Here is an 18056-nt window from a genome sequence, read left to right as displayed (position 1 = left end):
ACCTCATGACCTCCACCCTCGACCGACGCGTCACCATTCGACAGGCCCAGAATGCGACCCTCCGCCAGCGACCGCGCCCGGCGGCCCGGGTGAGCGCCCCGCACGCCGGTGTCGCCAGTCTCCAACTCTCCACCAAGGCCGCCGCGCTGGTACTGCGGACCGCCCGCGTCTCCGGACCGGTGTTCCGCGACGACACCGCCGCCCTCACCGGCCTCTCCATCTCGACCGTCAATCGCCAGGTGAGTGCGCTGCTCAAGGCCGGCCTGATCCGCGAACGCGCCGATCTGACGCCGCCCGGCGCCGTGGGCCGCCCGCGGGTGCCCTTCGAGATCAACACCGGCGACTTCCTGACCGTCGGCATCCACATCGGTTTCCGCACCACCTCGATCACCACCCACGACCTGCAGCACCGGGTGGTGGGTGCCATCAACATCCCCACCCCGCAGGCCGCGACACCCGAGCAGGTGGTCGCCGCGATCGGAGTGAGCGCACGACGCTTCGCCGACCGCTGGGTGGGTAAGCGCCTCCTCTGGGGCGGTGTCGCCATCGGTGGCCGCGTCGCCGGGAAGGGCGTCGTCGACCACCCGCGACTGGGCTGGAGCGGTGTCCGCGTGGGTGAACTGATCGCCCGGGAACTCGGTCTTCCGGTGTCGGTGGCCTCGCACGTGGAGGCCATGGCCGCCGCCGAGCTGGTGGTGAACCCGGCCGAGTCGAGCCAGAACTTCCTCTACTTCTACGCCCGCGAAATGGCCGGCATCGCGTTCAGCGTGGACGGCACCGTCCACACCCCGGCCGCCGGCCCGCCGACCATCGGGCACTTCCCGACCGGCGAGACCCGGCTGCTCGACCCGGAGAAGACCGGACGCCTGGAAGAGGCGATCGGTGACTCGGGCGTGCTGCGGGCCGCGGCGGCGGCCGGCCTGGACGTCGACTCGCTGGAGGCGTTGCGGCACGCCGCGCGCAGCGGAAACGCCGTCGCCCACGACATCCTCGCCGAGCGCGCCGAGATCCTCGGCCGCACGGTGGCGCTGATCTCGGACATCTTCAACCCGGATCACGTGATTCTCGGCGGCCAGGCGTTCACCGACTACCCCGAGGCCCTGCCGGTGGTGTCCAAGGCGCTGCGCGCCACGTCGGTGATCACCAATCGCGACGTCCGCGTGGCCCGCTCGGCGATCACCGTCCAGCAGAAGGCGGCCGGCGCCGTCGCCCTCGACGCGATCTACGCCGACCCGCTCGACGCCCTCAGCCACACCGCCTGACCGGCGGACCGGTCACAGGGTGAGGGCCTGGTCGACCGACGAGTAGGGCGCGCTCTGGCAGAAGCCGGAGACGCTCGTCTTGTTCAGCTGGATCGCGACCCCGCCGGTGTCGTCGCTGTCGCCGCCCTTGCTGCGCTTCTTCAGGAGCGCCCGGACCACGTCGTCCTGTCTGCTGCTGCTCATCTTGTTGTAGTCCTTGCAGCTGGTCTTGGTGAGGTCGTCGCTGGAGCAGCCGGTCAGCAGAAGAGCGCCGACGGCGAGCGCGGCGCAGGCGGAGACGATGCGGTGCATGCGGGGGGCCTTCGTTTCGGGAGAGAAGACGCCCCGACGGTATGCCGGAGACTGTGGTCAGCCCCGGCGATCGGGGCGGGAATCCTCCCTTCGGCCGACGGCCGTGGCCGACGACCGGCTAGAACAGCCGGGTGTCCGCGGGTTCTTCGAGGTCGAGGAGCCGGCGTTTGCGATCCAGGCCGCCGGCGTATCCGGTGAGCGAGCCGTCCGCGCCGATCACCCGGTGACACGGGATGAGGATGCCGATCGGATTGCGGCCGACGGTCTGGCCGACGCGCTGCGCTTGTCCGGGGTGGCCGAGCCGGGTGGCGATGGCGCCGTAGGTGGTCGTCGTCCCGTACGGGATCTGTCGGAGCAGGGCCCACACGCGCTCGGCGAAGTCGTCGCCGCGGGCACGCAGCGGCACGCCGAACGACTGCCGTGTGCCGTCGAAGTATTCGGCCAGTTCGGCGGCGGTGCGGGTGAACACCGGATCGGCGTGGACGTCGACGCGCGGACCGAACTCGTCGGCGGCCGGCAGCGGCCGTTGCCTGGGGAAGTACAGACCGGTCAGGTGGTCGTCCTCGGCGACGAGCGTCACCTCGCGCAGCGGTGTCTCGATCCGTGTGTACCGCAGGTCCGGCATGTCAGTCGGCGGTCCGGCGGCGGTAGGCGCGCAGGGCGAACGGAGCGAACACCAGGGTCAGGGCGACCGACCACAGCACCGTCGAGATGATCGGATGATGCAGCGGCAGGGCGCTGCCCGGACCGGCCGCCGGTCCGTTGCCCCACAGCACGCGGAGCGACTGGACCAGCGCGGAGATCGGATTCCATTCGGCGACGGCCCGCAGCCACGGCGCCATCGGCGCGGTCGGGACGAACGCGTTCGAGAGGAAGGTCAGCGGGAAGATGGTGGTGAACATGACGCCGTTCACCGACTCCACCGAACGCAGCGTGGATCCGATCAGCACGCCGAACCAGATCAGTGCGAATCCGAACAGGATCAGCAGCGCGAACCCGGCGATCGCCTCCCCGGCGGAGTTGTGGATCCGCCAGCCGATGGCCAGCCCGGTCAGCGCCATCACCACGATGCCGATCATCGAGTGCAGCACCGACGCGATCGAGCGGCCGAACAGGTACGACGTCCGCGAGATCGGCAGCGACCGGAAACGGTCGACGATGCCCTTGTCGACGTCCGCGGTGATGCCGGTCGCGACGACGAACGCGGTGAACGCGATCGTCTGGCCCATGATGCCGGGCAGCAGGTAGTCCTTGTAGCTGCCGCCACCCGGGACCGGCATCGCCGGACCGAAGACGAACGCGAACAGCACCACGAACATGATCGGCTGGACGGTGACGTCGGCCAGCATCTCCGGCATGCGCCGGGTGTGGATCAGGCTGCGCTTGACCATGATTGCGGTCTGCCGCCACAGGCTGGGCGGGGTGATGGTCACGGGTGCGGAGACGCTCACGGCTTCCTTTCGACGAGTTCGAGGGGCGGCAGATCAGGCATCGGAGGGCGACGCGTCGTCGCCGGGGTCGGTGCGATGACCGGTCAGGGTCAGGAAGACGTCGTCCAGGCTCGGCCGGGAGAGCCCGAGGTCGTCGATGGCGATCCCCGACTCGTCGAGCAGCTGGGCCACTCGCGTGAGGTCGGGCAGCCCGCCGGCCGGGATGGTCAGTGAGCGAGCCCCCTCGTCCACGAAGATCTCGATGTCGTCGGATCCGCGGAGGGCGGCCAGCGCCGGAACGAGCCGGCGGTGGGCCGAGGCGAGGTCGGCGGCGTCGGTGAGGGTGGCGACGACGCTCGCGGATCCGGCTTGATCCTTGAGCTGCAGCGGAGTGCCGTCGGCGATGATCCGGCCCTGATCGACCACGACGATCCGGTCGGCGAGCTGGTCGGCCTCCTCCAGGTACTGGGTGGTGAGGACGAGCGTGGTGCCCTGGGCGACGAGCTCGCGCAGCACGTCCCACAGTTCGTTACGACTGTGCGGGTCGAGGCCGGTGGTCGGCTCGTCGAGGAACAGGACGGGCGGTGCGCTGAGCAGGCTGACGGCGAGGTCGATGCGCCGCCGCATGCCGCCGGAGTAGTCGCGCACCACCTTGTCGCCGGCGTCGGTGAGGGAGAACTGCTCGAGGAGCTGATCGCTGCGGGCACGCAGTGCCTTGCGGCCGATGCCGTACAGGCCGCCGATCATCGCGAGATTCTCGCGGCCGGTGAGCAGCTCGTCGACGGTGGCGGCCTGGCCGGTGAGGCCCATGCTGCGCCGCACCTGGTCGGGTTGCTCGCGGACGTCGTAGCCGTTGATCCGGGCGGTGCCGGAGGTCGGGATCGACAGCGTGGTCATCATCCGGACGGTCGTGGTCTTGCCCGCGCCGTTGGGGCCGAGCATTCCGAGGACGGTCCCCGCGGGGACGGAGAAGCTGACGCCGTCGACGGCGGTGAAGTCGCCGAAGCGCTTCACCAGATCGATCGCCTCGACGGCCGCGTCGGTAGGAGTGCCGGTCATCGTGCCAGCGTAACGAGCACGTCCGACAGCGGGCCACGGGTTTATGGGGGACCGTCGCCCGGTGCCCCCACAAATGGTTGGTTTTCACTCCGACCAGGCCGGTTCGGAAGGTCGCCCAGCGTCGCCGGATCGTTGTTTCGGGAATCCCTTGACGCTGGAGGGTTTCCGTGCGACCGTAGTCGCAACCGTTTACAACCAAAAGGCTTAATTGGTTGCGTGATGAACTCATGGAAGGCCTGAACCCAGTATGAATCCTCTGAATACGGCGGTCTCGACGGACCTCGATCTGGTGCTCGACCGTGCCCGGGCGGCCGCGCGGCGGTTCCGGGACTTCGATCGCGCCCAGGTCGACCGCATCGTGCGGGCCGTCGCCGAGGCCGGCTTCCGCCACTCGCGGCAACTCGCCGAGAAGGCCGCCGCCGAGACCGGATTCGGCGTGGCCGAGGACAAGGTGATCAAGAACGAGGCGTTGTCGGCGGGGTTCGTGCGGGAGTACGGCGACCTCGATCTGGTCGGCCACCGCATCGACGCGGCGCGCAAGCTGCTGATGGTGCCCAGCCCCGCCGGGGTGGTTCTCGCGGTGACGCCGTCGACCAGTCCCGTCGCGAACCTCTACTTCAAGGTGCTGTCCTGCCTCCTGACCCGCAACGCCGTGGTCATCAGCCCGCACCCGGCCGCGGTCGCCACCAGCATCGAGGCCGCTGGACTGCTCAGCGACGCGGCCGTGGCCGCCGGCGCTCCCGACGGCGCGATCCAGATCCTGGCCGAGCCCTCGGTGCCACTGATCGAAGCGGCGATGGGCGATGCGCGCGTCGACCTGATCCTGGCCACCGGCGGCGGCGCGGTGGTCCGCGCGGCGTATCGATCGGGCACGCCGGCGATCGGCGTCGGTCCCGGCAACGCGCCGGTCGTCGTCGACGAGACCGCCGACCTGCCCGCGGCCGCCGCGGCGATCGTCGCCTCCAAGTCGTACGACAACTCCGTGCTGTGCACCGCGGAGTCGGTGCTGATCGTGGTCGAGGCGGTGGCCGACCGGCTGTTGACGGACCTGCAGAGTGACGGTGCGCATCTGTGCAGCGACGACGAGGTGCGCCGCCTGCGGAACCACCTGTACCTGGGCGGCAAGCTCAACACCTCGCTGGTCGGCCGTCCGGCGACCGTGATCGCACAGGGCGCCGGGATCTCCGTGCGGCCCGGCACCAAGGTCCTGCTGGCCCCGTTCACCGATCGCTCCGACGACGAGTCGTTCACCCACGAGAAGCTGTCGCCCGTCCTCGGGGTGCTGCGCGCCGCCGACTTCGCCGATGCGGTCGACGCCGCGCAGGCACTCGTGGAGAACGTGGGCACCGGCCACTCGGCGGTGATCCACAGCAACGACCCCCAGCGGGTGCTCGACTTCACCAGCCGGCTGCCGGTGCACCGGATCGTCGTGAACGCCGGCGGCAGCCTCGGCAACGCGGGCTTCGACACCGGCCTGGCGATGACCATGTCGATCGGCACGGGATTCCTCGGCGGCAGCTCGCTCGGCGAGAACCTGTCCCCGGAGCACCTCGTGCAGTGGAAGCGCACCGCCTACGAGACGGCGGCGCCCTTCCCGCGCTTCGACGGCCTGCGGGTCAGCCCGGCGCGGGCCGCCGGGCACGGCTCGCTCCCGGGCGACGACGCGCTGCGTGAGGAACTGCGCCGGCTGATCGCCGAGGAACTGCGTGACCTGTTCAGCGAGCGGCGCTGACACGCGGGTGCGCCCGCACAACGAACCAGAACTGACGAGAAGGAGTGGGAATCATGAGTGATGCGATCGGGATGATCGAGACGCGGGGTTTCGTGGCTGCGTTGGCGGCGGCGGATGCGATGGTGAAGGCGGCGAATGTGTCGTTGGTGGGTCGTCAGGAGGTGGGGGACGGCCTGGTGGCGGTGATCATCAATGGTGATGTGGGTGCGGTGAAGGCGGCGACCGAGGCGGGGTCGGAGGTGGCTGCGAGTGTGGGTGTGCTGGTGTCGGTGCATGTGATTCCGCGGCCGCATGGTGATCTGAACAAGCACTTCGCCGTCACCGGAACCAAGTGATGGCGACGACGCGCACCTCGTCCCCGGCCCGCAAGACGAGACCGGCCGCCGGGCAGACGGCCCCCGCCGAGGTGGCCGAGCCCGCCGCACCGGCCACCGAACTCCGCGTGTACCTGCGCATCGACGGTCTTCAGCGGCAGTTCGCCGCGACGATGGCGACCCCGACACGCGCCCGCGGCTATCCGCCGAAGGCCGGCGACCACTCGCTGATCGTCGAGGTGGCCCCGGCGCTGGCGATCCAGCGGGTCACCGACTCCGCGCTGAAGGCCACCCCCGAGGTGGAGCCCGGGCTGCTGTACGTGGAACGCCAGTACGGGATCCTCGAAGTGCACAGTCCGGACGCCGACGTCGTCGAGCGGGCGGGCGCCGCGATCCTGGCCGCGCTCGACGCGAGTCCCGAGGATCAGCTCAAGCCGAAGATCCTCTACAGCGACATCATCGAGGAGATCGGCGACCAGCACGCGGTGATCCTGAACCGGACGCGGGACGCCTCGATGCTGCTGCCCGGCTCGGCGCTCCTGGTGTACGAGATGGCGCCGGCGCTGTTCGCCGCCGTCGCGGCCAACAGCGCCGAGCGCGTGGCCCCCGACCTCACGCTGGTCGACGTGCAGATGATCGGCGCCGCCGGCCGGCTGTTCATCGCCGGTGACCTGGCGAGCGTGACGGTCGCCCGCGACGAGATCACCCGCGTTCTCCAGGAGGTCGTCGGCCGATGAGACTCCGCAGCTCCGCTGCCGTGCCGCGCGCGGCATCTCAGGGAAGGACCGCTTCATGACACCCGATCCGCACGTCGAGATCATCTCGCTGAACGCGCTCAGCGACGATCGTCTCGCCTCGCTCGATCCGGAGACCCGCGAACTGGTGGAACGCCGCCGCCGGGTGATGGGACCGGCCTATCGCCTGTTCTACGACGAGCCGCTCCGCCCGGTACGGGCCTTCGGTACCAAGATCATCGACGCCCGCGGCGACGAATACCTCGACGCCTACAACAACGTGGCCAGCGTGGGGCACAACCACCCGCACGTCGTGGCCGCGGTGCACCGGCAGTTGCAGACGATCAACACCAACACGCGTTATCTCCAACCGGACATCATCGACTACGCGGAGAACCTGGTCGCCACCCACGGCGCGGCGCTGGACAACGTGATGTTCACCTGCACCGGTTCGGAGGCGAACGACCTCGCGCTCCGGGTGGCCCGGGTGGTCAGCGGCGGGACCGGCGTGATCGTCACCGAGAACGCCTATCACGGCTGCACGCGCGACGTCGCCTCGTGGTCGCCGGCCTCGGGCACCGGCGCGATGCTCGGCCGCGACGTGCGGCTGGTCCCCGCGCCCGACACGTACCGATACGACGCCGCCCAGGTGCGCGAGCTGTTCCTGAACAGCGTGCAGACCCAGATCGACGATCTGGCGCGCCGCGGTGTCCGCCTCGCCGCGCTGGTCGTCGACAGCATCTTCTCGTCCGACGGCATCTACCCGGATCCGGGAGTGCTCGCCGCCGCCGCGGACCTGGTGCACCGGACCGGCGGCCTGATCATCAGCGACGAGGTGCAGCCGGGATTCGCGCGCACCGGTGCCGCCATGTGGGGCTACCAGCGCAGCGGCTTCACCCCGGATCTCGCGACGATGGGCAAACCGATGGGCAACGGTATGCCGGTCGCCGGAATGGTGGCGCAGAGCCGCCACCTCGATGCCTTCGCCGAAGACGTCGCCTACTTCAACACCTTCGGCGGCGAGAACGCCCCGATCGCCGCCGCCCAGGCGGTGCTCGAGGTGATCGAGGGCGAGGGCCTGATGGCCAACTCCCGGGACAAGGGCGATCAGCTGGTCGCGGGCTTCCGCACCATCCTCGACCGCGCCGGATTCGCCGCGGACGTCCGCGGTTCCGGCCTGTATGTCGGTGTCGAGCTGGTGCACGACCCGGTCGACAAGGACCCCGATGCCGCGCTGACCTCCGCCTTCGTCAACGGTCTGCGCGACCGCAAGGTGCTGACCAGCGCGGCGGGCACCTACGGCAACGTGATCAAGATCCGCCCGCCGCTGGTGTTCAGCCAGAGCGACACCGACCGACTGCTGACCGAGTTCGAGCATGTCGCCCGTGACCTGGCGGCCGGGCGTTCTTCCGGCCGGTCCGTCTCGGTCGCCGGCTGGCAGCCGCCGAACCGGGACGACCTCCGGCGGCTGATCGCCGAGGAACTCCGCGACATGATGGGAGGCAGCCGTGGCTGACCTGCGTTCGTTCATCTTCATCGACAAGCTGCAACCGCAGACGATGTGCTACCTGGGCACCTTCGTGCGCGGTTCCCTGCCGCGGGCGAACATGTCGGCCCAGATCATCGAGATCGCGCCGGGCCTGGACATCGAACCGCTCACCGACGTGGCGCTCAAGCACAGTCAGGTGCGCGCCGGCATGCTGGTGGTGGAGCGGCAGTTCGGGTACCTGGAGATCCACTCGCATTCGGCGGATTCCGTGCGGCTCGCCGCCGACGCGGTGCTCGACGAACTCGGTGCCAGCCCCTCCGACGCGCGTCCCCCGGAGGTCACCGCGTCGAAGATCATCTCCAATGTCGACGACGAGCACGCCTTCCTGGTGAACCGGAACAAGGCCGGTTCCATGCTGCTGCCGGGCGACTCGCTGTTCGTGATGGAGATGCAGCCCGCGTCGTACGCGATCCTGGCGACCAACGAAGCCGAGAAGGCCAGCCCGATCAAGGTGGTCGACTATCGGATGATGGGTGCGTCGGGCCGCGTGTACCTGGCCGGCAACGAGGACGCGGTCCGCACCGCCGCCGATGCCGCGCAGGCCGCGCTGGAGATGCGGCGATGAGCGTCGAGACGGCCGGCCTGCGCACGCTGGTACGCGAGGTGCTGCGCGAACTCCTGCCCGCCGCCGGCCTCGACCCCGTGCCGCGCGCGGTGCCGATCGCCGACGACGACCAGCTGAACGCGTTCGTGCGCGAGCTGCTGACGCTCGCCGACGACCCGGTCTCCGGTGCCCTGCTGCGGTCCGGCCGGATGCGGTTCACGCTCGCCGGCCGTGCCGCGGCCGCGCCGCGCTCACCAGGGGTGCCCGCCCAGCCGGCGGCCGCCGGGGTGGTCGAGGTCGACGACGGGGTGCTCTCCGAGCGCATCGTCCGGCAGGCGGTCACCGACGGCGCGAGCCTGGTGGTGGGGGCCGCGGTGGCCATCACGCCGCTGGCTCGGGAGGCGATCCGCCGCTCCGGCATCGAGATGGTGAGGCGGCCATGATCCGGGCGACGGTGGTCGGCCCGGTCTGGGCGACCAAACGCATCGACGGCTTTCCGGCCGGCGCGTTGCTGGAGGTGCGGCGCGACCACACCGACCAGCGGTACGTCGCGCTCGATCACTTGGGCTGCGGGCCCGGCGACCGGGTGCTGGTCGCGCTGGGCAGCGCCGTCGCGCGTTGTCTCCCCGGAGCGGTGCCCGCCGACGCGCTGGTGATCGGGATCCTGGACGACCAGGGCACCGGATGAACGACGACAACCAATCAATCAGAGACAGAACTGACGAGAAGGAGTGGGAATCATGAGTGATGCGATCGGGATGATCGAGACGCGGGGTTTCGTGGCTGCGTTGGCGGCGGCGGATGCGATGGTGAAGGCGGCGAATGTGTCGTTGGTGGGTCGTCAGGAGGTGGGGGACGGCCTGGTGGCGGTGATCATCAATGGTGATGTGGGTGCGGTGAAGGCGGCGACCGAGGCGGGTTCGGAGGTGGCTGCGAGTGTGGGTGTGCTGGTGTCGGTGCATGTGATTCCGCGTCCGCATGGTGATCTGAACAAGCACTTCGCGTTCACCGGAACCCACTGACGACGCGCATACGCCGGTGGCGTGCCGACGCCCGTCCCGACTCGTTCGGGGCGGGCGTTTCGTTGTCGCCGGGCCGGTGATTTCGGTACCGGACCCCCGGATGCGGGGTCTGAGACTTGGGCGACCAATTGCCTTAATGGTCGCGCTGCTTTGCTAGGCTGCGAATAAGGAGGATTACCGTGAGCGATGGGGGCAAGGGCACGGCGTCGACCCCGGCCGATAAGGCCGGTACCGGTACCGCTGACCTGGTGGAAGCGATTCGGGCGATCATCGCCGACCAGGGCCTGGTGCCGGGCGACAGGGTCGGTGCCGAGCGGGATCTCGCCGAGAACCTGAAGGTCAGCCGATGGGCGATCCGGCGCGCGCTGAGCGAGCTGGAAGGTCACGGCGAAGTGCTCCGGTCGCACGGCCGCAGCGGCGGGGTCTTCGTCGCCCCGGAGAAGCTGGTGCGCCGGACGCCGCTGGTCGGACTGCCGAAGTACCTGCAGCAGCAGGGCATCGAGTCGGGCACGGTGGTGTTGAGCACGCGGACGGCGCCGGCCGACGAGGACGTCGCCGCGCACCTGCGGCTGGAACCGGACTCCTGGGTGTTCTACATCGACCGGCTCCGGCTCGCGGACGGTATTCCGCTGGTGATCGAGGAAGCGGCGTTCCCCAGCGACATGTTCCCCGGGCTGCTGGACCGATCGTTGTCGGGTTCGCTCTACGAGCTGTTCGAGTCGGAGTACGACCTGCACCGGGGTGTCGCGGTCGAAGAGATCGCCGCCCGGTCGGCCAGCCGCGAGGTGGCCGGACTCCTGCAGGTGTCGGCCGGTGCGCCCCTCATCTCGATCACCCGCGTCACCGAACTCGACAACGGCAGGCCCTTCGAATACTCGAAGGAGCTGTACCGGTCCGACCGGACCACCATCACGGTGCGCAGCGGCCCCGACGGCTGCGAGACGGCCTACATCGTGTGAGGCCCGGGGCCGGTTTCCACGTCCCCTGAGGCCCTGGAGGATCGTGATTCCCGGGGTTCGGTGGTCGCCGCCGGCGGCGTGCGGCACTCCGGCCGCCGCCGCGCAGCGGAGCGCGTCCGGCGCGGCATCATCCGTTCCCGGAACGACACCGGGCGGTGTTCCGAAAGCGTCCTGCTCGCGCAGAGACTTTCGGGACACCGCCCAGTGCGCCGGGTGCTACGGGTTCGGAGCCGTCACGGGTGCGATCCGCTCCGCGGCCGGCCGGCCGAGCGGGCCCTTGGCGACCGCGAAGAACTCGTCCACGCGGGCGCGGTCCTCGTCGGTGCGTCCGGTGACGGCCGAGACGCCGAGGTACAGGACCAGGTTGACGACGAGGCCGACGATACCGCCGGTCAGCGAACTGAGCCACGGGATGTCGTCGGGGTAGATCCAGGTCAGCACCGCGGCGACGACGAAGCCGCCGACCATGCCGGCGTTGGCGCCGTACTTGTTGCCGCCCTTCCAGAAGATGCCGAGGAACAGCGGCACCGCCAGCTGCACGATGCCCTGGTAGCTGATCTGGGCGAGCAGTTGCATGCGCGGCATCCCGTGGGTCACGAAGGCCAGGAACGCGGCCAGGATCATCGCCACGACCATGCAGACCTTGGCGATGTGGGTGAGCCGGGCGTCGGTGAACTTGTACCGCACGCCGAGCAGGTCGTTGGCGACCTGCAGGCCGCTGACCTGGACCGCACCGTCGGTGTGTCCCATCGACGCGGCGAAGACGATGGTCACCGCGAGCCCGAGCAGCCAGGTGCCGCCGTACTCGTTGAGCAGGGTGAACCAGCCCGACTGCGGGTCGGCGGCGATCGCCTTGTGCCCGGCGGCGGCGATGCCCACCAGCATCAGGAGCGTGTAGAAGGTGCCGGACAGGAACACCGTCTGAACGGTGCCGGCCTTCACCGAGCGGACACCCGAAGCGGTGTAGATCCGCTGGAAGCTGGTCGGCCAGCACAGCGAACCCACCACGCCGGTGAGGATCAGGCTGAACATGTACCACGGGCCGTAGCTGCCGCCGTCGCCGGGAACGCGCAGGTACTGCTCGGAGACGTGGGTGATCTCCGAGAACGAGATCGGGCTGGAGCCGATGCCGGCGAGCATCAGGATGCAGATCAGGGCGGCGCCGCCGTAGGCGACCAGACCCTGGAAGACGTCCGTCATGATGAGGCCGCGCATACCCATCTTCACCGTCCAGAACTGACGGATCACGATGGTCAACAGGCCGATCACCAGGCAAGTCCGGACTCCCCAGTGGCCGTCGCTCGCGACCTGGAACAGGATGCCGAGGACCTGCATGCCGAGGATGATCCACGGGAACAGCGAGACCACGCCGATCGCGCTGGCGATCTGGCGGACGGACAGCGAGTCGAAGCGCTTGCCTAGCAGGTGCGGCTGCGTCTGCAGCCCGTACGCGGCGCCCCATCGCCACGCGCGGGTCGCCATGAAGTACATGAACGCGACACCCAGGGTCGAATAGGCGAGACCGTAGAAACCGAAGACGCCGTAGCCCGCGGCGAGGCCGAAGAACGCGATGAACGTCGCGCCCGGCCACCACGAGTTGATGTACGACATCGCGATGAACCACGGTCCGTAGCTGCGGTTGCCGACCGCGTACTCGCTGAAGGTCGGCTTCTCCTTCTGCTGCGTCGCGTAGAGGATGACGACGACGATCGCATAGAAGACCGCCAGCATGCCGAGCATGATGATCATCGGTTCAACTCCTCATCGAGCTCGCCCCGGGCATCCTCGTAGAAGTAGAGAACGGTCAGGGCGAAGGCCACGAGGAGGGCATCGACGATCCAGTACCAGATCGTCAGCGGCATGCCCAGGATGACGTACGAGCGCCCGCTGGAGGAGAGATACAGCGGCGGCAGGATCGCCATCGCGATGGCGATGGCGTAGATCGTGAGGAGTGTTGCTTTCACGGGCCGCGGTGGGAGTGCGGCGAGGGCCTTCTTCATGGGGTGTCACACCTTCTGTGGACGTGGATGGTCGACATCGCTGTCAGATCGACTGCGCGAGCCCGGTTCGGCAAATGGTTGGTCGATAACCGGTGAACGGTATGGTAGCGGCCGCTTCTTTGGTTGGGAAGAGTTTTCCGGATTGAAGTCGGTGTCGGGTGAGTAAAGAGCGTGTTACGCGACGAGAGTGCAGGTTGTGACCTGTTTTGGCGGCCCGGATCCGGTACGGAACGATGTTGGAAATTCCCCCTAGCGCCAGACCAAATCGGTGCTACCATTGCGACCATTAATTCCGGCGTGGCCGGACCGTAGTCGGAAGGATGAGGAAGCCGATGATCGATCTGAGCGGAAGAACGGCCGTGGTGACCGGTGGTTCCCGGGGAATAGGCCGGGCGACGGCGATGACGCTCGCCCGGGCCGGAGCGCGGGTGGTGATCGCCGATCGATCCGACTTCGCCGCCGACCCGGACACGGCCACCTGGTCGGCCATCGTCGCGGCCGGCGGCGCGGCGGAATCGCATGAACTGGACATCACCGACCCGGTCGCGGTGGATGCGCTGATCGCCGACGTCGACGGCCGGTACGGACTCGACATCCTGGTCAACAACGCGGGCGTGCTGCAGGCGGGCTCGGTGACCGAGACCTCCGATGAGGTCTGGCGCCGCCAGTTCCAGGTGAACGTCGACGGCACGTTCTACTGCATGCGCGCCGCGATCCGGGCCATGCTGGCCGCGGGCCGGAGCGGCAAGGTGGTCAACGTCGCGTCGATCAGCGGGCTCCGTGCGAACCCCGGCTTCGCCGCGTACTGCGCCGCGAAGGCCGCGATCGTGAACCTGACGCGCCAGGCGGCGATCGATTACTCGCCGATGGGCATCGGCGTGAACGCCGTCGCTCCGGGCTTCGTCGAGACCGACATGACCAGCATCTACGACGCCGACATCCGCCGGGCGCTGGAAGGACAGACCCCCAACGGCAAGTGGGCCACCGCGCAGCAGATCGCCGACACCGTCCTGTTCCTCTGCTCGGACCTGTCCGACCACATCGTCGGCGAGACCGTCGCCGTCGACGGCGGCTGGCTGATCGGCACTCCGGTGGTGATCGCATGAGCTTCACCGTGAACGCGAACACGTCGAGCGTGGACCTCCGCGCCGCCTACCGGGCCGGCGACACCACCCCCGTCGACGTGCTGGATCAGACCCTCGCCCGCGCGGACGCGGTGTCCGGGGAACTGAACTGCTTCGCCTACCTGAACACCGACGAGGCGATGCGCCAGGCGGAGGCTTCGGCGAAGCGGTGGGCGGCGGGTGCGCCGCTCAGCGATCTCGACGGCCTGCCCATCTCGATCAAGGACAGCGTCGCCTCGGTGGGCACCCCCTGGCGGCACGGCACCGCACCCAACGCGGCGCTGCCGATGTCGACCTTCGACGCGCCGCCGGCCGCACGGCTGAAGGAGGCCGGGGCGCTGATCTTCGCGAAGACGGCCATGCCCGACTTCGGCATGCTCGCCTCGGGCGTCAGTTCGCTGTACGGCATCGTGCGCAACCCCTGGAACACCTCGATGAACACCGGCGGATCGAGCGCGGGTGCGGGCGCGAGCCTGGCCGCGGGCATCGGTTCGATGTCGGTCGGCAGCGACATCGCCGGATCGGTCCGGTTGCCTGCCGCGCACTGCGGTCTGGTCGCGCTCAAGCCGACGCAGGGCCGGATTCCCCATCTGGCACCGAGCAACGTCCGCTCCGCCGGGCCGATGGCCCGCACCGTCCGTGAAGCGGCGGAGCTCTTCGCGGTCATCTCGCGCCCGGATTCCCGGGACTTCTCGAGTCTCGCTCCGGACGGCGAACCCCCGGCCGGGCCGCTCGACGACGCCGCCGTCGCTGGCCTCCGGGTCGGCGTGATGTGCGACATGGGGTACGGCTTCGCCGCGCACCCGCAGGTCGTCGCCACCGTGGAGGCCGCCGCCGAGCTGCTGGCCGCGGCCGGTGCGAAGGTCACCCGGCTGGGCCCGGTCTTCGACGACGACCCCTATCTCGCGCTCGACCGGCTGTTCGCGGTGCGCGCGCGGGCGGAATGGGCGGCCTTCGACGAGGAGGGACGCGCTCGCGTCCTGCCGGAAGTGGTCGAGTGGTGCGCGCAGGCGGATGGATTCGACGCGGTGCGGCACGAGGAGGACCAGAACTCCGTCACCCGGTCGGCCATGCGGTTCGCGGCGGCCCACGAACCGTTCGACATCGTGCTGTCGCCGGTACTGCCGGGGCTCGGGCACCGGGCGGAGATGGTCGGCCTCGACTCGCACGCGCCGCTGGGCCACTGCTCGTTCACGTGCTGGTACAACCAGTCCGGCCAGCCCGCGGCGGCGATCGGCTTCGGTATCGCGCAGGGCGTGCCCGTCGCCGTTCAGGTGGCCGGCCCCCGGTTCACCGACCAGCGGGTCCTCGCGGTGTCCGAATGGCTGGAGGCCCGGCGCAGTGCCGAGTTCGTCTGGCCGGAGCAGCCGCGCCGTGCCGCCGCGCTGTCCCCCGGCTTCTTCGCGCGGGGATACACCGAAGGAGACTACGCATGATCGCGCTCATCGACGACGATGCGCTGACGCCGCCGGCCGCGACGATGGCGAGCCCGCAGTGGTGGGGCGCCGATTCACTGCGCGCCCGCAAGCGGCTGGACGGATCGTCGACCACGGCGTTCGTCAAGACGATCACCGACGTGGCGCGCACCTACCTCGACATCGAGTCGTCGTTCGCGGTCAGCGCCGCGGTCGGTGCGCGGGGCATCGGTCCGGAGGTCTTCGACGCCGACGCGTCGTCCGGCCGGCTGGTGATGGCCGACCTGACCGAGGACTTCGCGACGGCCTCGCTGGAGGACTTCAATCACGCCGACCGGCGGGCCGCGCTGATCGCCCAGCGCCGCGCCGTCTGGGAACTGGACGTGCCGCGGGCCCGGAAAGCTACGGTGTTCGACGACGTCCGCGCCCTCCATGAGCGCAGCGTGGCCGCCGGCGCCCAGTTGCCGGCCGACCTGCCGTGGATGCTGCGGGCCCTGGCCGATGCGGAGCGGCGGATCGAGGCCACCGGGTACGACACGGTGCTGATCCACGGCGACGCGAACTGCTCCAACGTGGCGATCGACCGGGAGACCGGGCGGGTGCTCCTGCTCGACTTCGACTGGGCGGCCGTCGCCGACCCGGTACAGGACGTGGGCTCGCTGGTCCTCGAACTCGGCCTGGGCAACTGCGATGCCCGCGCGGTGTTCGAGGAGATCTGGGGCGGCTACGACGAGCGGCTGTACGCGCGGGCCAAGTGCTACGGCTTCGCCGAAGCCGTCCGCGGCGGCCTGATCGGCGCGTGGGCCGACCACTGCGACCCGGGCACGCTGGAGTATTCGAAGTTCTCGGACTGGATGTTCCTGTGGGCCCGCGTCGGACTGTCCGACCACGCGGTGGACGACTACTTGAGGAGCCTCTGATGGCGAACGGAACCAGCAATCCCGCACACGCTCAAGAGACACGCTGGCTCGGCACGGCCCGCAACGAGAGTGAGGCCGCCGTCGAGGAGTGCATCCGCGCGGTGACCGAATGGACCGGGCGCGAGGTGCGCTACTCGCCGCTGTTCGGCGGGCTGCAGAACAGCAATTGGCGAGTGGAGGTGGTCGGCGACGACGTCGTCTACTTCCTCAAGGTGCCCGGTGCCGGTACCGAGGAATACATCGACCGCGCCAACTCCCACGAGGCGGCCAAGCGGGCGGGCGAGCTCGGTATCAGCCCGAAGATCGTCCGGTTCGATCCGGCGACCGGGGTGGAGATCGTCGAGTTCCTCGAGGGATACCGCGCCTGCACCAACGCCGACATGAAGCGCTGGGACGTCGCCGAATCGGTGCTCGGCCTGCAGACCGAGTTCCACCGGATCGGTGAACTGCCGCTCACCAAGACGATCTTCGACCTCATCGACGAACACCTGGACCAGGTCGCCGAACTCGGCGTGCAACTGCCGCCGTACTCCATCCAGATGCTCCGCGAGTACGAGGCGGCGCGGGCGGCGTTCACGGCGTCCGGGCTCGACATCGTGCCGTGCCACAACGACCCGATGCCGGGCAACTTCCTGGTCGCCGACGGGAAGCCGATGAAGCTGGTCGACTTCGAGTTCGCGTCGAACAACGAGCGGGCCTACGACCTGGCGGTCACCTTCACCGAATACTTCTACGACGAGGACATGATCCTCCGCTGCGTCGAGGCGAAGTACGGGCACACCAGCCCGGAGGTGGTGGCCCGGGTCCAGGTCGCGGCCGCGCTGGCCGACCTGAAGTGGGGCATCTTCGGGTGCTTCTACCAGGAAGTGATCCGCAACTGGGACTACGACTTCTACAAGTACGGCGCGTGGAAGCTGGCGCGGGCCCGCGCCAAGATGGCGGATCCGAGGTGGGGCCGATGGCTGCAGACGCTGTGACGGCCCGGCCTGCCGCCGTGCTGTTCGACATGGACGGCACCCTGATCGAGACCGACCACCTGTACGCCGAGGTCGGCAGCCGCTTCGTGCTGGAGACCGGCGGGGAGTGGACCGACGCGCACCGGGAGGCATCGATCGGCACGTCGCTCGACGACTTCGCCGATCAGTTGCAGGCGGCGGGTGCGGTGCGGCCGAGGGAGGAACTCATCGAGCACGTCGTGTCCGGGGTCACCCAGGCGATGCGGCGCAGTCTGCCGTGGCGCGACGGTGCCCTGGAGCTGCTGACCTCGGTGGCCGCTACCGGGGTACGCATCGGCCTGGTCACGATGGCCTACCGGGAGTCGGCGCAGCTGGTGCTCGACGCGCCGGGCGCGCCCGAGTTCGACGTCGTCGTCACCGGCGACGACGTGACGAACGGGAAACCGCATCCCGAGCCGTACCTCACGGCGGCCCGCCTGCTCGGATTCGATCCGCGCGAGTGCGTGGTGCTCGAGGATTCGGAACTCGGTCTCACCGCCGCGGGTGGCGCCGGCATGGTGCGCATCGCCGTCCCGCAGGCCACCGACGTGGACGGCAGCCTGCACGAGGCGCGCTGGGCGACACTCGAGGGCCGGACCGCTGATGACGTCTTCGCCGAATGGCGGGCGCTCCGCGGATGACGCCGGCCGTGGCATCGCCGGTGTCGAGGGCGGCGACACCGGCGATGACCGCGGCCCACGCCGGG

Annotated in this window: 21 protein-coding genes; 15 read left to right on the top strand and 6 right to left on the bottom strand. The window is 69.5% G+C overall.

Annotated elements, in window-relative coordinates; all coding sequences use genetic code 11:
* The first annotated feature begins 5 nt into the window (after positions 1-5).
* The gene (locus tag MYK68_RS20020; protein WP_247865473.1) at positions 6-1262 is read left to right on the top strand and encodes an ROK family transcriptional regulator; all 1257 of its coding nucleotides are present in this window, start codon (positions 6-8) and stop codon (positions 1260-1262) included.
* Between the two features lie 12 nt (positions 1263-1274).
* Here MYK68_RS20020 and MYK68_RS20015 read toward each other — a convergent pair whose 3' ends face one another.
* From MYK68_RS20015 to MYK68_RS20000, 4 genes are all read right to left on the bottom strand, one after another.
* Positions 1275-1553, bottom strand: coding sequence for a hypothetical protein (locus MYK68_RS20015; RefSeq protein ID WP_247865472.1), 279 nt, complete (start codon positions 1551-1553; stop codon positions 1275-1277).
* Between the two features lie 118 nt (positions 1554-1671).
* Positions 1672-2178 carry a methylated-DNA--[protein]-cysteine S-methyltransferase gene (locus MYK68_RS20010; RefSeq protein WP_247865471.1) on the bottom strand — a complete coding sequence of 169 codons (507 nt, stop codon included), beginning with the start codon at positions 2176-2178 and terminating at the stop codon, positions 1672-1674.
* Between the two features lies 1 nt (position 2179).
* On the bottom strand, positions 2180-2944 hold the full coding sequence (locus MYK68_RS20005; protein WP_247868124.1) for an ABC transporter permease: 765 nt from the start codon (positions 2942-2944) through the stop codon (positions 2180-2182).
* Between the two features lie 93 nt (positions 2945-3037).
* On the bottom strand, positions 3038-4042 hold the full coding sequence (locus MYK68_RS20000) for an ATP-binding cassette domain-containing protein (RefSeq protein WP_247865470.1): 1005 nt from the start codon (positions 4040-4042) through the stop codon (positions 3038-3040).
* 247 nt (positions 4043-4289) lie between these two features.
* Here MYK68_RS20000 and MYK68_RS19995 point away from each other — a divergent pair, with 247 nt between their 5' ends.
* The 9 genes from MYK68_RS19995 to MYK68_RS19955 all read left to right on the top strand — a co-directional run bounded on the left by MYK68_RS19995 (position 4290) and on the right by MYK68_RS19955 (position 10896).
* Positions 4290-5774, top strand: coding sequence for an aldehyde dehydrogenase family protein (locus tag MYK68_RS19995; protein ID WP_247865469.1), 1485 nt, complete (start codon positions 4290-4292; stop codon positions 5772-5774).
* Positions 5775-5824: 50 nt separating this feature from the next.
* Positions 5825-6109, top strand: coding sequence for a BMC domain-containing protein (locus tag MYK68_RS19990; protein ID WP_247868123.1), 285 nt, complete (start codon positions 5825-5827; stop codon positions 6107-6109).
* On the top strand, positions 6109-6825 hold the full coding sequence (locus tag MYK68_RS19985) for a microcompartment protein (RefSeq protein WP_247865468.1): 717 nt from the start codon (positions 6109-6111) through the stop codon (positions 6823-6825). The genes MYK68_RS19990 and MYK68_RS19985 overlap by 1 nt, the downstream gene beginning before the upstream one ends.
* Before the next feature lie 166 nt (positions 6826-6991).
* Positions 6992-8338 carry an aspartate aminotransferase family protein gene (locus MYK68_RS19980; RefSeq protein ID WP_502798340.1) on the top strand — a complete coding sequence of 449 codons (1347 nt, stop codon included), beginning with the start codon at positions 6992-6994 and terminating at the stop codon, positions 8336-8338.
* Positions 8331-8936 carry a BMC domain-containing protein gene (locus tag MYK68_RS19975; RefSeq protein ID WP_247865466.1) on the top strand — a complete coding sequence of 202 codons (606 nt, stop codon included), beginning with the start codon at positions 8331-8333 and terminating at the stop codon, positions 8934-8936. The genes MYK68_RS19980 and MYK68_RS19975 overlap by 8 nt, the downstream gene beginning before the upstream one ends.
* Positions 8933-9358 carry a hypothetical protein gene (locus MYK68_RS19970; RefSeq protein WP_247865465.1) on the top strand — a complete coding sequence of 142 codons (426 nt, stop codon included), beginning with the start codon at positions 8933-8935 and terminating at the stop codon, positions 9356-9358. The genes MYK68_RS19975 and MYK68_RS19970 overlap by 4 nt, the downstream gene beginning before the upstream one ends.
* A complete protein-coding gene (locus MYK68_RS19965) occupies positions 9355-9603 on the top strand; it encodes a EutN/CcmL family microcompartment protein (RefSeq protein ID WP_247865464.1) in 249 nt (82 codons plus the stop codon). Before MYK68_RS19970 ends, MYK68_RS19965 begins: the two co-directional genes overlap by 4 nt.
* A gap of 49 nt (positions 9604-9652) precedes the next feature.
* Entirely contained in the window at positions 9653-9937 is a 285-nt protein-coding gene (locus MYK68_RS19960) for a BMC domain-containing protein (protein ID WP_247868122.1), read from the top strand.
* A gap of 179 nt (positions 9938-10116) precedes the next feature.
* On the top strand, positions 10117-10896 hold the full coding sequence (locus tag MYK68_RS19955; protein ID WP_247865463.1) for a GntR family transcriptional regulator: 780 nt from the start codon (positions 10117-10119) through the stop codon (positions 10894-10896).
* Between the two features lie 216 nt (positions 10897-11112).
* On the opposite strand, the gene MYK68_RS19950 is transcribed toward MYK68_RS19955, so the two are convergent.
* Both MYK68_RS19950 and MYK68_RS19945 read right to left on the bottom strand, forming a co-directional pair.
* Positions 11113-12645: a sodium:solute symporter family protein gene (locus tag MYK68_RS19950; protein WP_247865462.1), complete on the bottom strand. Its 1533-nt coding sequence runs from the start codon at positions 12643-12645 to the stop codon at positions 11113-11115.
* Entirely contained in the window at positions 12642-12896 is a 255-nt protein-coding gene (locus MYK68_RS19945) for a hypothetical protein (protein ID WP_247865461.1), read from the bottom strand. Before MYK68_RS19945 ends, MYK68_RS19950 begins: the two co-directional genes overlap by 4 nt.
* Before the next feature lie 332 nt (positions 12897-13228).
* On the opposite strand from MYK68_RS19945, the gene MYK68_RS19940 reads away from it, so the two are divergent.
* Genes MYK68_RS19940 through MYK68_RS19920 form a run of 5 tightly spaced genes read left to right on the top strand, consistent with a single transcriptional unit; the run spans position 13229 to position 17991 of the window.
* The gene (locus tag MYK68_RS19940; RefSeq protein ID WP_247865460.1) at positions 13229-14002 is read left to right on the top strand and encodes an SDR family NAD(P)-dependent oxidoreductase; all 774 of its coding nucleotides are present in this window, start codon (positions 13229-13231) and stop codon (positions 14000-14002) included.
* Positions 13999-15456, top strand: a complete 1458-nt coding sequence (locus MYK68_RS19935; protein WP_247865459.1) for an amidase family protein — start codon at positions 13999-14001, stop codon at positions 15454-15456. The genes MYK68_RS19940 and MYK68_RS19935 overlap by 4 nt, the downstream gene beginning before the upstream one ends.
* The gene (locus MYK68_RS19930) at positions 15453-16355 is read left to right on the top strand and encodes a phosphotransferase (RefSeq protein WP_247865458.1); all 903 of its coding nucleotides are present in this window, start codon (positions 15453-15455) and stop codon (positions 16353-16355) included. Before MYK68_RS19935 ends, MYK68_RS19930 begins: the two co-directional genes overlap by 4 nt.
* The gene (locus MYK68_RS19925; protein WP_247865457.1) at positions 16355-17332 is read left to right on the top strand and encodes a choline/ethanolamine kinase family protein; all 978 of its coding nucleotides are present in this window, start codon (positions 16355-16357) and stop codon (positions 17330-17332) included. The genes MYK68_RS19930 and MYK68_RS19925 overlap by 1 nt, the downstream gene beginning before the upstream one ends.
* A complete protein-coding gene (locus tag MYK68_RS19920) occupies positions 17314-17991 on the top strand; it encodes an HAD family hydrolase (protein WP_247865456.1) in 678 nt (225 codons plus the stop codon). The genes MYK68_RS19925 and MYK68_RS19920 overlap by 19 nt, the downstream gene beginning before the upstream one ends.
* Positions 17992-18056: the final 65 nt, after the last annotated feature.

Origin of the sequence: Gordonia sp. PP30, assembly GCF_023100845.1 — a bacterium.
Lineage (GTDB): Bacteria > Actinomycetota > Actinomycetes > Mycobacteriales > Mycobacteriaceae > Gordonia.
Note: the sequence above shows the minus strand (reverse complement) of the source record. Positions and strands in the feature narration are given on the sequence as shown.